This is a genomic window from Pedobacter sp. WC2501, assembly GCF_052682415.1.
The window spans coordinates 2,416,410-2,438,037 of sequence record NZ_JBQZFI010000001.1 but is presented as its reverse complement, the minus strand read 5'-3'; the positions used below and the strand labels follow the sequence as shown (position 1 = coordinate 2,438,037).

At 38.7% G+C, this 21,628-nt stretch carries 17 protein-coding genes; 4 read left to right on the top strand and 13 right to left on the bottom strand.

What is annotated here, in order from left to right; translation table 11 throughout:
* Positions 1–15: 15 nt before the first annotated feature.
* Positions 16–1,302, bottom strand: coding sequence for a tyrosine--tRNA ligase (gene tyrS, locus ACUN24_RS10390; protein ID WP_445562433.1), 1,287 nt, complete (start codon positions 1,300–1,302; stop codon positions 16–18).
* A gap of 136 nt (positions 1,303–1,438) precedes the next feature.
* Here tyrS and ACUN24_RS10385 point away from each other — a divergent pair, with 136 nt between their 5' ends.
* The 4 genes from ACUN24_RS10385 to dapA all read left to right on the top strand — a co-directional run bounded on the left by ACUN24_RS10385 (position 1,439) and on the right by dapA (position 6,673).
* Positions 1,439–2,113: an ACP phosphodiesterase gene (locus ACUN24_RS10385; RefSeq protein WP_445562432.1), complete on the top strand. Its 675-nt coding sequence runs from the start codon at positions 1,439–1,441 to the stop codon at positions 2,111–2,113.
* 37 nt (positions 2,114–2,150) lie between these two features.
* Positions 2,151–3,653 carry a hypothetical protein gene (locus ACUN24_RS10380; RefSeq protein ID WP_445562431.1) on the top strand — a complete coding sequence of 501 codons (1,503 nt, stop codon included), beginning with the start codon at positions 2,151–2,153 and terminating at the stop codon, positions 3,651–3,653.
* Positions 3,654–3,683: 30 nt separating this feature from the next.
* The gene (ligA, locus tag ACUN24_RS10375; protein ID WP_445562430.1) at positions 3,684–5,696 is read left to right on the top strand and encodes an NAD-dependent DNA ligase LigA; all 2,013 of its coding nucleotides are present in this window, start codon (positions 3,684–3,686) and stop codon (positions 5,694–5,696) included.
* An 89-nt stretch (positions 5,697–5,785) separates the two neighbouring features.
* The gene (gene dapA / locus ACUN24_RS10370; RefSeq protein ID WP_445562429.1) at positions 5,786–6,673 is read left to right on the top strand and encodes a 4-hydroxy-tetrahydrodipicolinate synthase; all 888 of its coding nucleotides are present in this window, start codon (positions 5,786–5,788) and stop codon (positions 6,671–6,673) included.
* A gap of 149 nt (positions 6,674–6,822) precedes the next feature.
* Here the strand turns inward: dapA and ACUN24_RS10365 are convergent, their stop codons facing one another.
* From ACUN24_RS10365 to ACUN24_RS10310, 12 genes are all read right to left on the bottom strand, one after another.
* Positions 6,823–6,999, bottom strand: coding sequence for a hypothetical protein (locus ACUN24_RS10365; protein ID WP_055915195.1), 177 nt, complete (start codon positions 6,997–6,999; stop codon positions 6,823–6,825).
* A 256-nt stretch (positions 7,000–7,255) separates the two neighbouring features.
* Entirely contained in the window at positions 7,256–8,497 is a 1,242-nt protein-coding gene (locus ACUN24_RS10360) for an aminotransferase class I/II-fold pyridoxal phosphate-dependent enzyme (RefSeq protein WP_086545008.1), read from the bottom strand.
* Positions 8,498–8,662: 165 nt separating this feature from the next.
* Positions 8,663–10,294: a cell division protein FtsZ gene (gene ftsZ, locus ACUN24_RS10355; RefSeq protein WP_445565133.1), complete on the bottom strand. Its 1,632-nt coding sequence runs from the start codon at positions 10,292–10,294 to the stop codon at positions 8,663–8,665.
* Between the two features lie 130 nt (positions 10,295–10,424).
* A complete protein-coding gene (ftsA, locus tag ACUN24_RS10350) occupies positions 10,425–11,783 on the bottom strand; it encodes a cell division protein FtsA (RefSeq protein WP_086545007.1) in 1,359 nt (452 codons plus the stop codon).
* A 5-nt stretch (positions 11,784–11,788) separates the two neighbouring features.
* Positions 11,789–13,012 carry a cell division protein FtsQ/DivIB gene (locus ACUN24_RS10345; RefSeq protein ID WP_445562428.1) on the bottom strand — a complete coding sequence of 408 codons (1,224 nt, stop codon included), beginning with the start codon at positions 13,010–13,012 and terminating at the stop codon, positions 11,789–11,791.
* A complete protein-coding gene (gene murC / locus ACUN24_RS10340; RefSeq protein WP_445562427.1) occupies positions 13,005–14,360 on the bottom strand; it encodes a UDP-N-acetylmuramate--L-alanine ligase in 1,356 nt (451 codons plus the stop codon). Before murC ends, ACUN24_RS10345 begins: the two co-directional genes overlap by 8 nt.
* A gap of 81 nt (positions 14,361–14,441) precedes the next feature.
* A complete protein-coding gene (gene murG / locus ACUN24_RS10335) occupies positions 14,442–15,545 on the bottom strand; it encodes an undecaprenyldiphospho-muramoylpentapeptide beta-N-acetylglucosaminyltransferase (RefSeq protein ID WP_445562426.1) in 1,104 nt (367 codons plus the stop codon).
* Positions 15,546–15,627: 82 nt separating this feature from the next.
* Positions 15,628–16,005 carry a four helix bundle protein gene (locus tag ACUN24_RS10330; RefSeq protein ID WP_445562425.1) on the bottom strand — a complete coding sequence of 126 codons (378 nt, stop codon included), beginning with the start codon at positions 16,003–16,005 and terminating at the stop codon, positions 15,628–15,630.
* A gap of 119 nt (positions 16,006–16,124) precedes the next feature.
* Positions 16,125–17,318 (bottom strand): FtsW/RodA/SpoVE family cell cycle protein, encoded by a 1,194-nt coding sequence (locus ACUN24_RS10325; protein ID WP_445562424.1) that lies wholly within the window; start codon positions 17,316–17,318, stop codon positions 16,125–16,127.
* Positions 17,319–17,333: 15 nt separating this feature from the next.
* On the bottom strand, positions 17,334–18,722 hold the full coding sequence (gene murD, locus ACUN24_RS10320; protein ID WP_445562423.1) for a UDP-N-acetylmuramoyl-L-alanine--D-glutamate ligase: 1,389 nt from the start codon (positions 18,720–18,722) through the stop codon (positions 17,334–17,336).
* A 153-nt stretch (positions 18,723–18,875) separates the two neighbouring features.
* Entirely contained in the window at positions 18,876–20,123 is a 1,248-nt protein-coding gene (gene mraY / locus ACUN24_RS10315; RefSeq protein WP_445562422.1) for a phospho-N-acetylmuramoyl-pentapeptide-transferase, read from the bottom strand.
* Positions 20,123–21,580 carry a UDP-N-acetylmuramoyl-L-alanyl-D-glutamate--2,6-diaminopimelate ligase gene (locus tag ACUN24_RS10310; protein WP_445562421.1) on the bottom strand — a complete coding sequence of 486 codons (1,458 nt, stop codon included), beginning with the start codon at positions 21,578–21,580 and terminating at the stop codon, positions 20,123–20,125. The genes mraY and ACUN24_RS10310 overlap by 1 nt, the downstream gene beginning before the upstream one ends.
* Positions 21,581–21,628: the final 48 nt, after the last annotated feature.

The window sequence follows — 21,628 nt, the reverse complement described above, 5'->3', positions numbered from 1 at the left end:
TTGGGCTTGTAAATTTTATTCAGCAATTAAAAGGAAGTAGTTTTTCTTTCCTTTTTGTACGACGATGAATTTGTCGTTTATTAAATGATCTGAAGTAAAGATCTGAGCCATTTCAGCTACCTTTTCTTTGTTTACTGAAACCCCTCCTCCCTGAATGGTTTTCTTGGCCTCTCCTTTTGACGGAAATATAGCTGATTTTTCGGCAAGTAAACTTGCTGCGTCAATTCCAGCGCCAAGCTCTTCAATTAAGATTTTATATTGTGGTATACCATCAAATATATCCATTACCTCTTTATCAGATAAGCCTTTTAAAAACTCCAATGATCCGTTACCAAATAAAAACTCAGATGTTTTAATAGCAGTTTCTAAAGCTTCTTTTGAGTGTGTTTTAATGGTGATATCTTCAGCTAAAGCTTTTTGAAGGATACGCAAATGCGGTGCGGCATCATGTTCCTTTTCTAAGGCTTCTATTTCTTCCTTGTTTTTTAATGTAAAAATGCGGATCCATTTTTTCACATCATCATCTGATGCATTTAACCAAAACTGGTAGAATTTATATGGAGAAGTTTTTTCTGGATCGAGCCAAACTGCACCACTCTCGGTTTTACCGAATTTGGTTCCATCTGCCTTTTTAATCAATTGTGTGGTAATGGCATAAGCTGTGCCAGCGTCTTTTCTTCTGATCAGTTCGGTACCGGTAACAATATTGCCCCATTGATCTGATCCACCCATCTGTACCAAACAGTTTTCATTTTTCCATAAATGATAGAAATCGTAACCCTGAATCAACTGGTAGCAGAACTCGGTAAAAGATAAACCAGAATCACCCTCTAAACGTCTTTTAACGCTATCCTTGGCCATCATATAGTTCACGGTAATGTGTTTACCTACATCCCTGATAAAGGTAAAAAGGTTCATATCTTTAAACCAATCGGCATTGTTAACCATTACCGCCCCGTTTCCACCTTCCTCAAATTTTAAGAATTTGGCCAATTGCTTTTTCATCCCTTTCAGGTTGTGCTCAATCATTTCAGGTGTCTGAAGGTTACGTTCATCAGATTTCCCTGACGGATCGCCTACCATACCCGTAGCACCACCAACCAAAGCAAACGGCTTGTGACCGGCATTTTGAAAATGAATCAATGTCATGATCTGCGTTAGGTGACCAACGTGCAACGAATCTGCAGTCGGGTCAAAACCGATATAACCGGAAGTCATACCTTCGTTTAACTTTTCCTCAGTATTCGGCATAATATCATGCAGCATGCCACGCCATCTTAACTCTTCAACAAAATTCGTCATTGTACAAACACTTTAATAATGTGCGTGCAAAGATAAAATTTTAGCTTAGTTTAAAGCAAATTAGTTGGTTTTGTAAATGAGTTATCATAATTGAACTCAGCCTTTACAACCATACAAGAAAACATTACCTTGCAAGATGAACTTTTTATCCCATTATTATTTCGACCGGACAAATAATGATGCCAATGTGGTAATGGGAACGGTTTTGCCTGATCTCATTAAAAATGCAGCAAAAGAGGCGAATTTATATCCCCAGAAGAATGAATTCCTGTTTAAAGGAAATCCAGATGAAGAAAATCTGCTGCATGGTTGGAAAAGACATTTAGCTGTCGACCTGCTTTTTCATTCCTCCAACTTCTTCCTCGAGAAAACCACCGAACTTAAACAGCTCATTAAGCCCATCGTCGAAAATACCGCCGTCCGTCCTTCTTTTCTTGCCCATATTGGCCTGGAGCTTTTGTTAGATCATTTATTGGTTGAGCACAACCTGGTTCAGGTGAACCATTTTTACGATAAACTTGATGCCGTAAAAAAAGAATCGTTAAGCGATTTCCTGGAGCACTGCAAGCTTAAAAATCCTGAAATATTTTTCGATTTTTTAACGAAATTCATTAGCAGTAAATACCTGTTGAGTTATCAAAAACTAGAAAACATCAGTTATGCCCTTAACAGGATCTGCATGCGTTTATGGCCAGAAACATTGAGTGAAAAACAACTTCAGGCACTCACTTTTGAGTTGAGCATTTTCAAGGCGGTTTTGGAAAAAGACTATATGGACATTTTTAAAGAAATTGAGAAAAAACTGGTTTGATTATTTTGATATATTTGGGCAAAAACCAAGTAACTAAATGAAAATTAAACTAACTCTCTCCGTATTGTTCATCTTTTTGCAGTTCAATACCTTCGCTCAACAGCAGATTAATGTTATCAAAAAACCAACATGGAACATCAGGGCCTCTTACGATAACAGGTACGGCACAAAAGTAGATTTATCCGGTAACGCCATTGCCATGATTGTTGATGTACCTAAAGCTGACTTCGCCGTGGTTACAATTGATGATAAGCTAAGTCAAAAGTGGCTTACCGAACTTTCTGGTTTTCCAATGGCGATCGGAAAATTCAAAAATAACATCCTGGTTATCGCTGCCGCAGACCGCACATACTTCAAAAGCTTTTCCAATCAGTTCAAAGCCTTTCTTTTAGACGAAAAAACAGGCAAATTGATCTCTGAAAAGATAATTTATGATGGAAGTAAGGATTTTGTGGAGACACCCGAATTCTTTTTCTCTGAAGATGGCGCTTATTTTAAGATGGCTACCAGGCTAACAGCGTTAAAGCGTAAGGTGCACATAGGCTTGCCAGTAGTAGGCTTTTTTACTGCACTTAAAATGGATAAAGACTTTAACGAATCCCAAAGTTATACCGTAATCGATTTTAATGATAAGCTGGAACAAATACAAAAAATGGAACCGGACATGCCAGATGGAGATACCTGGAAGGCATCTTGTGGAGATGATGGCAGTTTTATCATCAGCACTGTAGATGCTTCGAAGGGAAAATGTAATGTGGCCATTTATTTAAGCAGCAACCCTAGCCCACTTAAAACCGTGAGCATTCCTTTGGATGCTTTTAACCAGGATGAAATATCATCGATAAGTTTTACAAGCAGTAAAAAACCGCTGGTAAATTACATTGGCATATTCTACAAAAATGCGAACAAGGAACGTTCTACATTAATTGCAAGAATTGATTTTAATAACGGCACCTATACCTCAGCAAAGGAAGTTTTCGATAAAACCCATGTTAAAGAACTCCAAAAATCTTTTGTACCGGTTAATAAAAAACTAAATGATCTGACTTTTTCAGACATTAAATACATGAATATCAGACATATTGCAGAGTACAATAATACACTTATCGTTACTATCTCCCCAAGGTTCTCCATTACGAGCAGCCATGGCTCCATTACATCTGAGGGATCTGTGCTGATGAATGCTTATGATGCTCAGATGAAACCACTTTATCATCAATTCTTGCCCCGTGATTATACAAGTAGTATCGCCGGGGAGGGATCAGAGGTTTCGTTCAACCAGGCAGAGAAAACCCTTCGGATCTTAGCCAACCAAAAAGATGGTCTTACTGCAGTTGCTACTATATATGCTGAAATGAACCTGGAGTCAGGCACGATAAATAAGATCAATCTGATATCAAAGGATGACATCAAAAATTCATATTATGCCAATACCAGCTCTATAAGCTGGCTAAATGGTAGTTTTATTATCCCTTTTGTTGAGCGTATGGGTATTTTTAGCAAGAAAGTAGATTTACAGCTTTTACAACTAAAATATTAATCACTCTGCTCCTTTTTCTATATTTGTCATATGTCACTAACTGCAGTAAAAGAAGAAATGGATGCCCTGGTGGCCGAATTAAACCAGCACAATTACAATTATTATGTGCTGGCTATGCCTACTATTGGCGATTATGAATTTGACAAAAAATTAAAACACCTCGCCGAGCTCGAAAAAGCGAATCCTGATTTTGCCGATCCGAATTCGCCTACACAGCGTGTTGGTGGGGATATCACCAAAAACTTTATTACGGTAAATCATAAATACCCCATGTTATCATTGGGGAATACCTATAATGAACAGGATCTCCGCGATTTTGACGAACGCATCCGTAAAGCAATTGGCGATAATTTCCAATATGTATGTGAGTTAAAATTTGACGGCCTGTCTATCAGTCTTACTTACGAAAATGGTAAACTTTTACGTGCGGTTACCCGTGGTGATGGCACCAAAGGTGATGATGTAACCAACAATGTAAAAACCATTCATACCATCCCACATCAAATCAAATCGACTGCCGCACCTGAACATTTCGAAATCCGTGGTGAGATTTTTATGCACAAAGCGGCTTTTTTACGCTTAAATGCTGCCCGTGAAGAACTTGGTGAGATCCCTTACGCAAATCCCAGAAACTTTGCATCAGGCACCATAAAAATGCAGGACAGCAAGGAAGTGGCCAAACGGCCCTTGGATGGTTTTATTTATTTCTTATACACCGATAAAAATGAATTCAAAACCCATTGGGAAAGTTTAAATGCAGTAAAAGACTGGGGTTTTCATGTTTGCGAACATAACCGCCTGGTTTCTAATATCGATGCCGTCCTTGAGTTTATTCACCATTGGGAAAACGAACGTTTTAAACTAAGTTACGATATTGATGGTATTGTAATTAAGGTAAATAGTTATGCCCAACAACAAGAATTGGGTTTCACTTCAAAATCTCCACGCTGGGCCATATCCTACAAATATAAAGCGGCCGAAGTTGAAACTGTTTTAGAAAAAGTAACGTACCAGGTGGGCAGAACCGGAGCAGTTACGCCGGTTGCCAATTTGAAACCTGTTTTATTGGCCGGCACCACCGTTAAACGTGCTACATTACATAACGCAAACGAAATAGATCGTTTAGATTTACATGAAGGTGATACCGTTTACGTTGAAAAAGGTGGCGAAATTATCCCAAAAATTATCAAGGTAAATTTAGATAAGCGATTGCCTGGTGCTACAAAGGTTCAATATTTACACAACTGCCCCGAATGTGGGACAGAATTAATCAGGAGAGAAGGAGAAGCGGTACACTACTGTCCTAATGATGAAGGTTGTCCACCGCAGATTGTTGGAAAAATCCAGCATTTTATTTCCCGCAAGGCCATGAATATAGACGGACTTGGAGATGAAACCATCGAAACCTTTTACAAACGGGGTTTAGTAAACCACATTAGTGATTTATACACCTTGTACCAGAAATCAGATGAACTTAAAACCCTCGATCGTTTCGGCGAACGTTCCATTGAAAACATGCTTGCAGGCATTGAAAAATCAAAAGAAATGCCTTTCGAAAAAGTGCTTTTTGGCTTGGGCATTCGTTATGTAGGCGAAACAGTCGCAAGAAAAACTGCCGCTGGTGTAAAAAATATCGACAATCTTGTTAAGGCTAATGTTGAGGAATTAATCGCCATTGATGAGATCGGGCAGCGTATTGCGGAGAGTATTGTTGAGTATTTTGGAAAATCTGAGCATTTACAGCAGGTAGAATTATTAAAATTAGCAGGATTACAGTTTGAAATTGAAGAAAAAGTAATAACGCTTGACAGTGATAGGCTTATTGGAAAAACATTCGTAATTTCGGGCGTTTTTGAAAACTTTAGCCGCGATGAGCTTAAAGATATGATTGAGGCCAATGGAGGGAAGATGTTGAGTAGTATTTCGGGCAAATTGAATTATCTGGTAGCGGGCGACAATATGGGTCCATCCAAACTGGAAAAAGCGAATAAACTAAACGTCCCGATCATCACTGATGCCGAACTTTTAGAAATGATAAAATAAAATGAGAGAGTGATTGAATTAGTGAATGATAGAATGTACAAAGCATTCATTCAATCTCTCATTCAAAATTCAATAATTATAAATTAAAAATGAACAAATTTCAGGGTACTGGTGTAGCCTTAGTTACGCCTTTCAACACAGATGGATCAGTTGATTATAATGGCTTAAAAAACCTGATTAATCATTTGGTAGAAGGAGGGATCGATTACCTCGTTTCTTTAGGTACAACCGGCGAAACTGCTACAATGACCAAGGACGAGAAGAAGAAGGTGTGGGCCTATACTGCTGAAATTAACAATAATAGATTACCATTGGTTGCCGGCATAGGTGGCAATAATACTTTAGCTGCGGCTGAAGAAATTAAATCTTTTGATACTTCCGGCTATAACGCAATTTTATCGGTTAGTCCTTATTATAACAAACCTACTCAGGAAGGAATCTACCAGCATTACAAATATTTAGCTGAAATTTCTCCTTTAGATTTAATTTTATATAACGTACCAGGTCGTACTGGAAGCAATATGAGTCCAGAAACAACCTGTAGGCTGGCTCATGATTTTAAAAACATTGTTGCTACTAAAGAAGCATCAGGAAGTTTCGATCAGTTTAACCAGATTATGAGAGATAAACCTGCAGATTTTCTTTTAATCTCCGGAGATGATCCGGTTACTTTGCCGATGATCGCTTTGGGTGCTTCAGGTATTATTTCGGTAATCGGAAACGCTTTACCTAAACAATTTTCTGATATGGTAAAACTTTGCTTAGCGGGCGATTATAATGCCGCCTTACCTGCTCATTTAAGCTTAATAGAATTCACCCGCCTGGCATTTGCAGAAGGTAATCCGGCAGGGATAAAAGCTGCATTGAAACATTTAGGTGTTTGTGGCGATACCGTAAGGCTACCATTGGTTAAAGCATCTGCATCTTTAGAAAAATCAATAATTGCAGAAATAGAAAAACTGAGCGAGGTGGCTTAAAGCCGCACATTAATATTTTTTTTAGAACAGATTGTTTGATTTTGCTGAAAGGTAAATGAAGACAATCTGTTTTTTTTAAAAATAAAAAATATGCAAAAAAACCTCAGAAAATATTTCCCCGAGGCCTTTCATTATAATATTTTATTTGCTTAAGCTTTATTTTTGGTTTCCTGAACTTCTAAACGGATGGCCTGGGCTAAGTTTTTCAAATCCTGCATGCCTTTACGTATACGTGTTCCAGCTGCGCTGTTACCCTTGTTATAAAATTTGTCTGCATCAGCTTCTAAAGCTGTCACTAAACTTTTTACTTCTTCGAATTTTTTCATTTTTAATTGCTCTTATGGTTCTTTAAGGTTTTTGGTTTTAATTATCTAATTTAAAAGGTTTAACGAAATAAAAAAATTTTTAGAATAATAAAAAATAGCTTTCTAAAACGTTTTTTTCCACATGCTATGGATTTATAAACACACTACGCAACAAGAAAACTGATTAACTAACTGAAATACAGGCTTTTAAGAAATAAATTTACACAAAAAAGCCCTTCAAACATGTTTAAAGGGCTTTGTAAAATTTTCACTGATCTTAAACAGTAGCGAAAAGATTTTCTTTATAATATCCGTTTTCCAGTTTTTCAGCAACTTCGCTAAAAGCATCTAAAGTACGCTGTACATCTTCAAGCGTATGAACAGCCGTAGGAATTAAACGGAGTTCGATCATGCCCTTTGGAATTACCGGATAAACTACGATGGAGCAAAAGATGCTGTAGTTCTCGCGTAAATCGTAAGTAATTGCAGTGGCATCAGAAAGTTCACCCTTTAAGAAAACCGGAGTAACTACTGAATCGGTAACACCTAAATCGAATCCGCGTTCGCGTAATCCTTTTTGAAGGGTCATTGCGATTTCCCAAAGTTTATCTTTCAACTCAGGCTTGCTTTTTAGCAATTCTAAGCGCTTTAATAAACCAATTACCATTGGCATAGGTAATGCCTTAGCAAAAGTCTGAGAACGCATATTATACCTTAAGAAGTTGGTAATTTGTTCTGTTGAAGCAACGAACGCACCAATACCTGCCATTGATTTGGCAAAGGTTCCAAAGTAAACATCAATTCCTTCAATACAGTCTTGTGCTTCATGCGTACCGGCCCCTGTTTTACCCATGGTACCAAAACCATGTGCATCATCAACCAGGATACGGAAATTGAAATCTTTTTTAAGATCAACGATTTCCTTTAATTTGCCCTGAGCGCCACTCATTCCGAAAACACCTTCTGTAATTAAAAGAATACCACCTCCAGTTTCTTCAACAAGTTTTGTAGCACGTTCTAACTGCTTACGGGCACTTTCAATATCATTATGCTTGTAAACAAAACGTTTACCCATGTGCAAACGTAACCCATCTACAATACAGGCGTGTGATTCTGCATCATATACCACCACGTCATTCCTATCAACCAAGGTATCGATAATAGATACCATGCCCTGGTAACCATAGTTTAATAAAAATGCATCAGGTTTGCCTACAAACTCTGCAAGCTCTTGCTCCAGCTGTTCGTGATAGTTTGAGTTACCACTCATCATGCGGGCCCCCATAGGATAAGCCATGCCGAATTTTGCAGCAGCTTCTTCATCTGCTTTTCTAACTTCAGGGTGATTGGCTAAGCCTAAGTAGTTATTTAAACTCCAAACCAAATGCTCTTTTCCACGAAATTGCATATGAGGTGCAATTTCTCCCTCTAATTTTGGAAATGAGAAATACCCATGAGACCATTTCTGGTGCTGGCCAAGTGGCCCCATGTGCTTTGCTATCTTATCAAATATATCCAATGTATTATGTATTTTTTATAATGAAATTTTGCGAATTTACGCTTTATTCGTCTTAAAATCAACCTAATGATCTTTCAGGCTCGAATTAAGGTTATAAGTACTCCAATTTTATGCCAAAAAAGCCCCGATTTTACAACGGGGCTCTGTAATTATATTTGGTTTATTTTAATCAACGTTATCGTGCAGGAAAGAATTGTTAGGTCTGATTTCTGTACCACCGTCCTGGTCGTTACTTAAAGTAAACCTGCTCACCTGTGATTCAGAAGAGTGCTGAACTTGTTGCAACTGCATTTGCTTGCGTTTGTATGCAGGTTCGTTTTCCAATTCCTGTAAACCATTGGTTGTACGCAATTTCATGCTTAAATCTTTTAAACGTAAAATGCGTTCTTTAGATTTTTTCAATTGCTCTTCCATTGATTCGTCGCTTTTGTCATCATCCAATCCAACAACCGGCATTTCGATTTCTGGCTCAGGTTGTGGCATAGGTACTGACTGGGCTACTGGCGTTTCGAATACATAGTTGGTTTCTGCTAATTTAACTTCAAATTCAAATCCGGTTTCTTTGACTTCTTCTACCTGAGGCTCTTCTTCAATTAAAGTATGGCGAACCACATTATTTTCTGGCTCCTGAACTTTTTGAGGTTCCGGTTTATTAAACATACCACCGAAAAGATCTGCCTGCGAAACTTCTTCCTTCGTTTTTAAAACAGGCTCATAAGATGGCGTTGTTTTAGGCTGAATGAAAGAGTTTACTGGTTCAACGGGACGAACCAGCGGCGCTTCTTCTGGTGTTAAAAGTGATATTTTCTTTTTATTTTTTTCTTCGTGTACGCGCTCTTCTGAGGTTTGGAAACCTGTTGCAATAATGGTTACTGAAAGTTTATCGCTTAAAGATTCGTCTGTACAGTTACCCCATATTAAGTCTGCTGATAAACCAGCTTTCTCCTGAATATAGTCAGTAATAATCGAAACCTCATCCATGGTTACCTCACGTAAACCAGAACTGATATTTAATAAAATATAACGGGCACCTTCGATTTCATTATCTTTTAACAATGGAGAAGCCAAAGCACCTTCAACTGCCTGTAATGCACGGTCTTCGCCCTCAGCGGCAAAGCTACCCATAATGGCTACGCCACTATCTTTCATTACGGTACGCACATCCTTAAAATCCACGTTGATATAACCTGGAACTGTAATGATTTCTGCGATACCCTTTGCAGCGGTAGTTAAAATATCATCTGCCTGGCCGAAGGCAGAACCCAAAGTTAAATTTCCGAAGATTTCGCGCAGGCGATCGTTAGAGATCACCAGGTAAGAATCTACATATTTTTTCAACTCTTCCATTCCCTCGTCAGCCTGCAGTTTACGTCTTTTTCCTTCGAAAGAAAATGGTGTAGTAATGATGGCCACAGTTAAAATGTCAAGTTCTTTAGCTGCTTTCGCAATGATTGGAGAAGCCCCTGTTCCGGTACCACCACCCATTCCTGCTGTAATAAAAAGCATTTTGGTTGTACTACCTAACATTGCCTTAATATCATCTATATTTTCTATAGCTGAGTTTTTACCAACCTCAGGAATAGAACCAGCTCCCATTCCTTCGGTTAAACTAGCACCTAATTGTACCTTGTTAGGTATAGGACTAGATTCCAAAGCCTGGGCATCTGTATTACAAATAATAAAATCCACACCAGTAATACCAGACAGGTACATATGGTTCACTGCGTTGCCGCCACCGCCCCCAACACCAATTACCTTGATGATTGAAGACTTATCTTTTAACATTTCGAACTGCATATCTTTATGAATCAGTTGTTTAAAAATTTTTAAATTCTGTTCATTACTCAATGTAATATTAACACTTTTTCAACAGACGTTTTCCACAACTGTTAATAATGTGGAAAACTCATCTTTTGTGGAAAAATAATTAACTTTTCAAGTAATCTTCATCACTTACATTCATATCATCCTGAATGAAGGTTCTTGTTTTTGCCAGTAATTTATCAAACAAACCTGGTCCGCGTTTCTCTTTTTCTTTTGCTGTTTTTGGTTTTTCTACAAAAACACCAGGCTGTTTCATTTCTTCAATTAACTCTTCTGCTTTCTGGATTCCTTTGATCAGCAAACCTACACTGGTTGCATACATCGGGCTTTTCAGATCGTCGTAAATGGCTTTAGGCATATCTTCATATTTCGATAAATGCTCGTTCGGATAACCAATACGGCAATCTAAACCTGTTACATATTCAACTGCCTGAGATAAGTGTTTTAATAAAGCACCACCACCGGTAATTACAATACCACCAATCAGCTTTTTCTCATATCCGGAAGATTTGATCTCGTAATATACGTGTTCAATAATTTCTTCCATACGCGCCTGAATGACGTAAGCGAGGTTTTTAACCGAAATTTCTTTTGGTTCGCGGCCACGTAATCCGGGAACACAAATAATTTCGTTTTCTTTATTTTCCTCAGCCAATGCCGAACCAAAGCGTGTTTTCAACAACTCGGCCTGGTTACGCATTACAGAGCAACCCTCTCTGATATCTTCAGTAACACTATTGCCACCAAAAGGGATAACTGCTGTGTGACGGATAATACCTTCATGGAAGATGGCAATATCTGTAGTACCACCACCAATATCAACCAATGCAATGCCCGCTTCTTTTTCTTCCTCGCTCAACACCGATTCAGAAGAAGCCAATGGCTCAAGAATTAAATCCTGAGTTTGCAAACCTGCATTATTTACACATTTTATAATGTTTTTTACAGCTGTAACCTGGCCAGAAATGATATGGAAGTTAGCTTCAAGGCGAACCCCTGCCATACCGATCGGATCTTTGATTCCAGGCTCGTTATCGATAGTAAATTCTTGCGGTAATACATGGATGATTTCCTCACCCGGTGGCATTACCAGTTTAAACATATCGTCAATCAACTTATCGATGTCTTTTTTACCGATTTCGTTGTTTAATTCTCTTCTTGTTAAAATTCCTCTGTGCTGTAAACTCTTGATGTGCTGACCCGCAATACCCACATTTACCACCTGTATTTCTACATTGGATTGTCCGCTTGCTACTTCAACTGCTTGAGCAATGCCCTGTACGGTTTTTTGAATGTTAGAAACCACTCCACGTGTCACACCCGCCGATTCCGCCTTGCCTATTCCTAAGATTTCTATCTTACCGTGTTGTGTTCTACGACCAACGATAACACAAATTTTTGTAGTACCGATATCCAATCCTACTACAATGGGCGACTGACTGGTAAATTTTGCCTTGTCCATATTCGTTAATTTTGCTGAGTTTTATACTGTTTTTCTAGGGCTCTGATTTCTTTTTCTCTTGCTTCTTTTTCTTTTTTCAACTGAGCCTCAGATTTTGCCGTCTTTGGCTGGGTTGCTCCGGTTTGCTTCGGTTTTTCTTTTTTATCCGCTGGTTTTGTTTCCTTTTTTGGTTTAACAGCCGCTACAACTACCGCCTTTTTTATTTCTGTTTTTACTTGTTCAATCTTTTTAGGCGTTACCTTTTTTACTTCTGTTTTCTTTGGCTCCTCTTTCCTGGCTTCCACCTTTTTAGGTTCGGGCTTTTTAGGCGCTACCGCTTCTGGCTGATCGGCTTCAGGTCGATCGTCCATTACCGTGTTGATGGTATTTCTAATCAATGAATCGGTTACGTTCCGCTGTATCCTCAAACTATCTGCCGCTGAAATTGTTTTCGCTTTTTTGCCTAAACCTGTCGAATCCCTTTTTTCGCAAACAATCTGGTTGGTATATTTAATGTTGATCGTTTTATAAGTATCCCATCCTACCTGCGGCATTGCTTTTTTATAAAACAACAACAGGTTTTTCATTTTCTTTTCAAGCGAATCAGCATTACCTAAAATAATCCGTTGATTACCGACCCTCGGGATCAGTTCGATATCGTTTTTCTGATCAACCACAATCTGTTCAATCTGTGAATCCCAAAGGGTATCTTTTTTAATGTATTGGGCAGTTTTATATAAATCTCGTGCCAACTGGGTATGCAGACTATCAACACGACTGCCAAAAACCTCAGTAATATGCCCCGTTGCCACCAGCACATTAGCGGTAAAATTTGATGAAATGGGCATTTTCAACCCGTCGTTATCAATATAAAAATCCTGTCCGTTCTCGTTAAATATGCGAAGAATAGGCTGGCGCTGTTTTACTTCGATGTGCAGCACCCCATCCATATCTAAATACACTTTAGCAAAACCGATGTAAGGGTTTGACTGCAGTTTTTTCTCGATCTTATGAATATTAATATTTTCGATGTTACGTCCTAAAAGCACACCCTGATCTTCTTTTAAAATGGCGTCGATCTCTTCGCGCTCGATGAAATTATCGGCACCTGGAATCAGGATCTTAATATCGGTACATTTAACCGTCTGCTTTTTCACATTGATAAAACTCAAAAGCACCACCACCCCTGCCAGGCTGATAAGCCAGGCAAAGCCAGTAAAAATCGCGCTCCAGTTTATCCGTTTAAGCATTGTTTAATATATTTTTTAAAGGCTCGATAATGGTATCGATATCGCCCGCGCCTACTGTTAAAATTAATTCAGGTTTTGTGTCCTTAACATGCTGAACCACAAAATCTTTTCCACATACTTTTTTATCTTCCAAAGTGATTTTATCCAATAAAAACTGTGCGTTTATCCCATCAATCGGCAATTCTCTTGCCGGATAAATCTCCAGCAGCAGCAGTTCATCAACAGTGCTTAAAACTTTTGCAAATTCATCTGCAAAATCTCTCGTCCGCGTAAACAGGTGCGGCTGAAAAATCACCGTTAGTTTTTTATCAGGATATAACTGTCGCACCGCATCAAAACATGCCCTCAGTTCTTCAGGATGATGTGCATAATCATCTATATAAATCTGAGTGCCATTATTCACAATATATTCGAAGCGGCGTTTCACCCCTTTGAAGTTTGCAACAGCCTGCTTGACCTTTTCTGCATCGATACCCAACTGCAAAGCAATGGCAATGGCAACCGTTGTATTTTCGACATTATGTTTACCTGGAAGCATTAAACTGATATCTTTTATGCTCTGGGTGTTATCAGTATAATCGAAAACAAATTTTGATCCCTCGACCCTTAAATTCTCTGCCTTTGCTGTAGCAGTTGAACTTGCAGCATAACTGACGCTATTTTCCAAAGGCAATCCTTCATGTGCATAAAGTGTACCTTCGGCCTTCAGCTGCCCGGCAAATAACCTGAAAGATTCTTCGAGGTGACTTTTATCTCCGTAAATGTCTAAATGATCGGCATCCATAGAAGTAACAACAGCTACATCAGGGTGTAGCGTAAGAAACGAGCGGTCATATTCATCAGCCTCTACCACTACCACATTATTTTCCCCGAAAAGTACATTACTGTTATAGTTACTGGTTATTCCACCTAAAAAAGCTGTACAATCGTATCCGGTATCCTTTAAAATATGCGCTACAATAGACGATGTGGTGGTTTTACCATGTGTACCTGCAACCGCAATACAGAACATTCCTTTGCTAATAATCCCTAAAACTTCTGAACGTTTTTTAAGCGCAAAACCTTTACCCATAAAATGGTTTAAAATTTTCGAATCTTTCGGAATTGCTGGTGTATAAACTACAAGTGTATCATCCTGATGATCCAAAAATTCACCAGGCAATGAAGATACCTCATCCAAGTAGGTAATAAGAATGCCTTCACTCGTTAAGGTTTCGGTCAGTTTTGTTTTGGTTTTATCGTAACCACAAACCACTTGTCCGCGTTTAGCAAAATAACGGGCAAGCGCACTCATGCCGATACCACCGATACCTACAAAGAAAACCCTGTTTATTTTACTTAATTCCATTTTTATTAGATTTGAGATGGGAGATTTGAGACACTAGACACACGGTCTAACCTCAAATCTCACATCTAGTTTCTCATATTTCTACTTAATCAATTTCAACACCTCGTTCGCAATAATTTCATCTGCCTTTGGCAATGCCATCTTAGCTATGTTTTCTGCAAGCTTTTCACTTTGTTCCTTGTTATTTAGCAGTGCCAGTGCTTCCTTAACCAGGGTATCTTCCGCAGAGCGGTCGTTAATTAATATTGCTGCTCCATTTTTAACAAGGGCCATGGCGTTTTTAGTCTGATGGTCCTCTGCTACATTTGGCGAAGGCACTAAAATCACCGGTTTTTTAATCAAACAAAGTTCTGCTATGGTTCCCGCTCCTGCCCGGCTCACAATTACATCTGCTGCTGCATAAGCCAAGTCCATTTTATTTAAAAACTCAAGGATACGCACATTAGGATGATAGTTCAACCCCAATCTTTCTATAATCCCTTTGTAGTAATACTTCCCCGTTTGCCAGATCACCTGTACATCTTGTGCAATAATTTCGGGCAAATGTTTTTCAATTGCCTTATTCAATGTTCCTGCACCTAAACTTCCACCGGTAACCATAATGGTTTTCTTCAATGGATCGAGTTTTAATAGTTCGGCTCCTGCATGGTGTTTTCCTTTAATATCAACCACTTCCTGGCGAACAGGATTTCCCGTTTTCAAAATCCTATCAGCTGGAAAAAACTGATCCATGTCATCGAAAGCGACACAGATTTTCGAAGCCTTTTTGCCTAACCACTTATTGGTGATTCCTGCATAAGAATTCTGTTCCTGGATGAGGTAAGGAATTCCCTTCAAAGAAGCTGCGTACAATAACGGCCCTGAAGCATAACCACCAACACCTACTACAACATCGGGCTTAAAATCATTAATAATCTGCATGGCCTTGCGCACACTACCGATTACCTTGAAAGGGAGCGCGAGATTTTTAATAATCGAGCCGCGTTGCATCCCACTAATGTTTAATCCTATAATTTTATATCCGGCTGCAGGAACTTTTTCCATTTCCATTCGGCCTAGTGCACCCACAAATAAGATTTCACAAGTTGGCACCATGCGTTTTAGCGCATTGGCTATGGCTACGGCGGGAAAAATATGCCCACCGGTGCCACCACCTGATATGATAATTTTTGGGGAATTATTCATTTGTTATTTAATTATTGAATGATAGAATTTCGAATGAGTGAGTGCTACGGGCAACCCTTCATTCTTTCACTTCAGTCATTCACTATTTATTATTACTTACTGTTTTTCTAGCCTTGGCAACAATTGCCAAAATCTCATTTACTTCTTTTAGTAATGGTTGAGCTTTAACTAAATCTGTAATCCCAGATTCGGTTAAAATTTCAATCCAAAAAGCTGTTTCATAAGCTTCTTCTACAACTATGCTAAGTTTTGCATAAAACTCAGCTTTTGACCTGCTTCTACAGGCTGCTCTATAATTTGATCCAACTGAAGAAGAGGAACGCATAAATTGCCTGCCTAATATTCTTGCTTCTTCGGTCTTTGGTAATGCCTGATAGAACTTAATTGAATCTAAAACCAACTTTTTTGTTCTTGCTTTCACTGCTGTCACAAAATCTATTTTACTAACATTCTCCATCATTTATTAATTTAATTTCAACTTTAAAACTTTGGGATGTTTTATTCAATTTTCCTAATTCACTCAATCATTAATCATTGCGTAAATTCACTCATTCAATCATTCACTAATTCAATCATTAATTACGCCATCGCCGGAATCTCTCCAACTATCACTTTATTTTTCACTTTCTCTTTATCTTCTTTGGTTGCTGCAATGGCGTTTTCTTCTACATCGCGGCTTACGCTCAAAATAATACCGAAGGCCACACTGGTAAAAATCATCGATGTACCACCCATGCTTACCAATGGCAACGGAACCCCTGTTACCGGCCCCAAACCTACCGCTACGGCCATGTTGGCAAAAGCCTGAATGGTGAGGCTAAAACTTAGTCCTGCAGCCAGCAATGCTCCAAAGGCTTTGGGCGCTCGGGTTACGATCTTGATACATCGGTATAAAAGCACCAGGTATAGTATCATGATTACAATTCCTCCCACGGTTCCCCATTCTTCAATAATAATGGCGAAAATAAAATCGGAATACGGGTGTGGTAGGAAATTGCGTTGTGTACTATTACCTGGTCCTTTACCAAAAACACCACCAGTAGCCAAGGCAATTTTTGCCTGATCTGCCTGGAAAGTTTTGTCTGAATGCTGCATTTCGGGATGCATAAACGTATTGATACGCGACATGTAAGTTTTTCTCCTTGGTCCCAAAAAGAAAACGAACAACAGTAGCACGAAGCCGCCTGCACAAACAATCGCGATCTGCTTAATACTGATCCTACCGATAATTAACAGCAATATACTTACACCAAACAGCATTAATGCTGTAGATAGATTGGCCAGTGCGATTAAAACAAACACCACACAAACGGAGCCCATAATTGGTATAAATGACTCTTTAACATTTTTAATATTTTCTTGCTTTTTGGTGAGCATCCGGGCCAAAAAGGTAATCAATGCCAACTTGGCCAAATCGGAAGTTTGAAAGGTTAATCCGATTACGGGTATTTTAACCCACCTGGAAGCATCGTTTAAGTTGGTTCCAAAAATTAAGGTATAAAACAGCAAAGGAATGGTTACAATCATCAGCACCTTCGAAATACCAGCGTAATAACGGTAATCGAGCAGGTGGGCGATATAAATCATGCCAATACCCATTAACACAAAAATTAAGTGTTTGGTAAGCAAAAGTTTTTCTACAGTTTCTCCTTTTTTATAGGCTAAAGTACCTGTTGCACTATACACTGCCATTACAGATATAAGCGAAAGCAGGATGATGATCAACCAGATCCATCTATCGCCTTTTGTTTTATTAAGTAGTGCCTGGAACATCTATTGTACCTCCTATTATAATTCTCTAACTGCCGCTTTAAACTGGTTACCGCGGTCTTCGTAATTTTTAAATAAATCAAAACTTGCACATGCAGGTGATAACAATACCGCATCACCACGCTTAGCCAAATGGAAAGCAATCTGCGCTGCTTCATCAGCCGAAAAAGTATTTACAATTATTTCTACATAATCCTCAAAAGCATCGTGGATACGTTTGTTGTCCTTACCCAAACAAACGATAGCCTTTACCTTACTTTTAACCAGGTCTTTAAGCATATTGTAATCGTTTCCTTTATCAACACCACCCATAATCAGCACTACATCACTGGTCATACTTTCTAAAGCATACCAGGTAGAGTTCACATTAGTGGCTTTACTATCGTTGATAAAATCGATCCCTGAAATTTTGGCCACATGCTCTAACCTGTGCTCAATATTTTTGAAATTGCCCATGCTTTCGCGGATGGTCTCATTTCTTAATTCTAAAACTTTAGACACAATGCCTGAAGCCATAGAATTGTAAATGTTGTGCTTGCCCTGTAAGGCTAAATCTGAAATAGACATGGTTAGTTGGTTATTAGGTTCTGTAAGGATATGTATCGTATTTTCTTCTAAATAAGCACCAGTTTCAACCTTTTTAACAATTGAAAATGGATAGGTTTTGGCCAAAGGTTTTGTTAAAGCGATGGCTTTTAAACTTTCCTCGTCATCAGCGCAATAAATGAAAACATCATCTGCCGTTTGGTTTTGGACAATGCGCATTTTAGATGCGGCATAATTCTCCAGTTTATAATCGTACCGATCTAAATGATCTGGTGTGATGTTCAATAGAACCGCGATATCGGCTTTAAATTCGAACATATCATCAAGCATGAAACTTGAGATTTCCAGCACATAATATTCGTAATCTTCAGTAGCCACCTGTGCGGCAAAACTCTGTCCGATGTTACCGGCCAAGCCTACATTTAACCCGGCATTTTTTAAAATGTGATAGGTTAACAGGCTCGTGGTTGATTTACCATTGGAACCTGTAATGCAAATGGTTTTAGCATGCGTATACCTTTTGGCAAACTCAATTTCTGAAATCACCGGAATACCTTGAGCTACCAGCTTTTTAATAATAGGCGCTGTAGACGGAATACCCGGACTTTTAATTACTTCCGTTGCATTCAGAATTAATTCTTCAGTATGCTTTTCAGATTCGAATGGTACGCCGAGCTTTTCTAATGCAGCTTTGTATTTATCGGTAATTACACCGTAATCGGAAACAAAAACATCGAAACCTTTTGCCTGAGCCAATTTTGCGGCACCTACTCCGCTTTCACCGGCACCAAGAATAACCACACGGCCCTGCCCGGTCATTGCTGACTTAGTATTGCTTGATGTGATATTATTCGTGCTCATTTTTTATTTTTTGTAGTATCAAGTAACTGGTATCAAGTATCGAGACAGGAATACCTCCACACTTTAACTTTTTTATTTTTCTCTCTTTTATCTTTCAGCTTTAGTCTTTCAGCTTTTCCCCTCAACTTCAAACCCTCTACCTTCAATCTCAACCTACCTCAATTTCAATGTTACAATGGTCATAATCGCCAGCATGATTCCTATAATCCAGAAGCGGGTTACAATTTTGGCTTCGTGGTATCCTTTTTTCTGGTAATGGTGATGCAAAGGTGACATCAGGAAAATCCTGCGTCCTTCTCCAAATTTCTTCTTGGTATACTTAAAATAAGATACCTGCATAATTACCGATACTAGTTCTACCAGGAATATTCCACATAAAATCGGAATCAACAGCTCCTTACGGATCATGATGGCAAATGAGGCAATGATTCCCCCAATGGCCAAACTTCCGGTATCGCCCATAAAAATCTGCGCCGGGTAAGAATTGTACCACAGAAAACCTACGCAGGAGCCAACAAATGCGCCTGCAAAAATCATCAGCTCTGCAGAGTTTGGGATATACATTATATTCAGATAATCGGCCATAATGGTATTACCCGATACATAAGCCAAAATGCCCAGGGTGATCCCAACTACTGCCGAAGTTCCGGTTGCTAAACCATCAATCCCATCGGTAATGTTTGCCCCGTTAGACACTGCAGTAATAATAAACACCGTTACGATCAGGAAGATGAAAAATGCATATTTCTGGTAATCAGCACCCAAAAACTTCAATACCTTGCCGTAATCGAACTCATTGTTCTTATAAAAAGGCATATTGGTTTTAGTCGATTTTACATCTTGTGTATAATAAAAGGTTTCTCCTTTTTGGCGCAACACCATCGGAACCGTAGAAGTGCTTTTTACATCGTCCTGTACGGTTTCCCTCACTACAATATTTGGATGGAAGTACATGGTACAACCTACAATTAAACCTAAACCAACCTGACCAACTACTTTAAAACGACCTGCTAAACCTTCTTTATTCTTTTTAAAAACTTTGATATAATCATCTAAAAAGCCTACAGCACCCATCCAGATTGTGGTAATTATCATTAAAACAACATAGATATTGGAGATATTGGCAAATAACAAGGTTGGAATAAGAATACCCAGCAAAATAATGATACCACCCATTGTTGGTGTACCTTGTTTTTGCATCTGTCCTTCTAAACCTAAATTTCTTACTGTTTCTCCAACCTGTTTTTTATGCAGATAATCAATCAACCTGCGTCCGTAAACGGTGGTAATGACCAATGATAAAATAATAGAGATAGATGCACGGAAAGTGATGTACTGAAACAACCTTAACCCAGGTATATCATAATGCTTATGCAGGTATTCGAATAATAAATATAACATTAGCTGATTGGTTTTAATTGTTCAAGTAAAATTTCTTTATCATCAAAATGGTTCCTTACGCCATTAATCTCCTGGTATTTCTCGTGTCCTTTACCCGCAACAAGAATAATATCTCCCGGTTGCGCTAAATGACAAGCTGTTTTTATGGCTTCTCTTCTATCTAAAATGGATAAGGTTTTACGCTGATTGGTTGGCGAAACACCTGTTTCCATTTCGCTGATAATTGTCTGTGGATCTTCCGTTCGTGGATTGTCAGAAGTTAAGATCACCTTGTCGCTCCAATCGCAGGCCACCTGTGCCATAATTGGGCGTTTGGTTTTATCACGATCACCCCCGCAACCGATTACGGTAATAACCTGTTCTGTTCCTTTGCGGATATTGGCAATGGTACTCAACACATTCTGAACGGCATCTGGCGTATGGGCATAATCTACAATACCAATAATCTTATCGGCAGAAGTGATATAATCAAACCTTCCTTCAGCACCTGATAATCGGCTCAACAAGGTCAATACTTTTAGCTTATCCTGTTCCAGCAAAATTGCAGTTCCGTAAACAGCCAGTAAGTTATACGCATTAAAAGAGCCTACCAGTTTGAAGTAAACGTCTTCATTATCGATATCCAGGTGTAAGCCACTGAACTGGTTTTCAATTATTTTCGCTTTGAAATCAGCCAGTTGTTTAAGGGCATAGGTTTTTTTATGTGCTTTGGTATTCTGCAGCATCACCATACCGTTTTTATCGTCGATATTAGTCAATGCAAATGCCGATTTTGGCAGCATATCAAAAAATGCCTTTTTAGCTTTCAGATAAGCATCAAAAGTTTTATGAAAATCTAAATGATCGTGTGTTAAATTTGAAAATACCCCACCAGAAAAAGTTAATCCTTCGACCCGGTGTTGTGATACTGCATGCGAACTCACTTCCATAAAGCAAAAATCGCAGCCTGCATTTACCATATCCCTTAAAAGTTGGTTTAAGGCAATAGGATTCGGTGTAGTGTGCGTGGCAGGCACTACAATATCGTTGATATAATTCTCTACTGTTGATAAAAGCCCGGTTTTATAACCTAAATCTTTAAATAATTTAAAAAGAAGGGTAGCAATGGTGGTTTTTCCGTTTGTTCCGGTAATACCAATCAGTTTTAAATCTGCTGAAGGATTTCCAAAATAATTACCGGCAATGATCCCTAAAGCAACTGATGTATTTTCTACTTTAATATAAGTAACCGTAAAGTCCTGGATTTCCGGCAAATTCTCGCAGATGATCACACCTGCACCTTGTTGAATGGTTTGCTCAATAAACTGGTGTCCATCAGCCAAAGTACCTACTATTGCAAAAAAGATATCATCTTTACCTACCTTACGCGAATCGAAATTCAGTGCGCTGATTTCCCTATCGGTTTTACCAACCAATTCTTTAATCGTTACGCCGTAAAGTAAATCTTGTAATTGCATCCTATTAATTATTGAATGATTGAATTAGAGAATGATAGAATGCGGCGC

What these genes read in the sequence shown, in the direction of transcription:
- ACUN24_RS10345 (WP_445562428.1), bottom strand. Translation starts at nt 13,012, where the DNA reads ATGCTTAAACGGATAAACTGGAGCGCGATTTTTACTGGCTTTGCCTGG.
- tyrS (WP_445562433.1), bottom strand. Translation starts at nt 1,302, where the DNA reads ATGACGAATTTTGTTGAAGAGTTAAGATGGCGTGGCATGCTGCATGAT.
- ACUN24_RS10380 (WP_445562431.1), top strand. Translation starts at nt 2,151, where the DNA reads ATGAAAATTAAACTAACTCTCTCCGTATTGTTCATCTTTTTGCAGTTC.
- murC (WP_445562427.1), bottom strand. Translation starts at nt 14,360, where the DNA reads ATGGAATTAAGTAAAATAAACAGGGTTTTCTTTGTAGGTATCGGTGGT.
- ACUN24_RS10310 (WP_445562421.1), bottom strand. Translation starts at nt 21,580, where the DNA reads ATGCAATTACAAGATTTACTTTACGGCGTAACGATTAAAGAATTGGTT.
- ACUN24_RS10325 (WP_445562424.1), bottom strand. Translation starts at nt 17,318, where the DNA reads ATGTTCCAGGCACTACTTAATAAAACAAAAGGCGATAGATGGATCTGG.
- murG (WP_445562426.1), bottom strand. Translation starts at nt 15,545, where the DNA reads ATGAATAATTCCCCAAAAATTATCATATCAGGTGGTGGCACCGGTGGG.
- dapA (WP_445562429.1), top strand. Translation starts at nt 5,786, where the DNA reads ATGAACAAATTTCAGGGTACTGGTGTAGCCTTAGTTACGCCTTTCAAC.
- ACUN24_RS10385 (WP_445562432.1), top strand. Translation starts at nt 1,439, where the DNA reads ATGAACTTTTTATCCCATTATTATTTCGACCGGACAAATAATGATGCC.
- murD (WP_445562423.1), bottom strand. Translation starts at nt 18,722, where the DNA reads ATGAGCACGAATAATATCACATCAAGCAATACTAAGTCAGCAATGACC.
- mraY (WP_445562422.1), bottom strand. Translation starts at nt 20,123, where the DNA reads ATGTTATATTTATTATTCGAATACCTGCATAAGCATTATGATATACCT.
- ftsA (WP_086545007.1), bottom strand. Translation starts at nt 11,783, where the DNA reads ATGGACAAGGCAAAATTTACCAGTCAGTCGCCCATTGTAGTAGGATTG.
- ACUN24_RS10365 (WP_055915195.1), bottom strand. Translation starts at nt 6,999, where the DNA reads ATGAAAAAATTCGAAGAAGTAAAAAGTTTAGTGACAGCTTTAGAAGCT.
- ligA (WP_445562430.1), top strand. Translation starts at nt 3,684, where the DNA reads ATGTCACTAACTGCAGTAAAAGAAGAAATGGATGCCCTGGTGGCCGAA.
- ftsZ (WP_445565133.1), bottom strand. Translation starts at nt 10,294, where the DNA reads ATGCAGTTCGAAATGTTAAAAGATAAGTCTTCAATCATCAAGGTAATT.
- ACUN24_RS10330 (WP_445562425.1), bottom strand. Translation starts at nt 16,005, where the DNA reads ATGATGGAGAATGTTAGTAAAATAGATTTTGTGACAGCAGTGAAAGCA.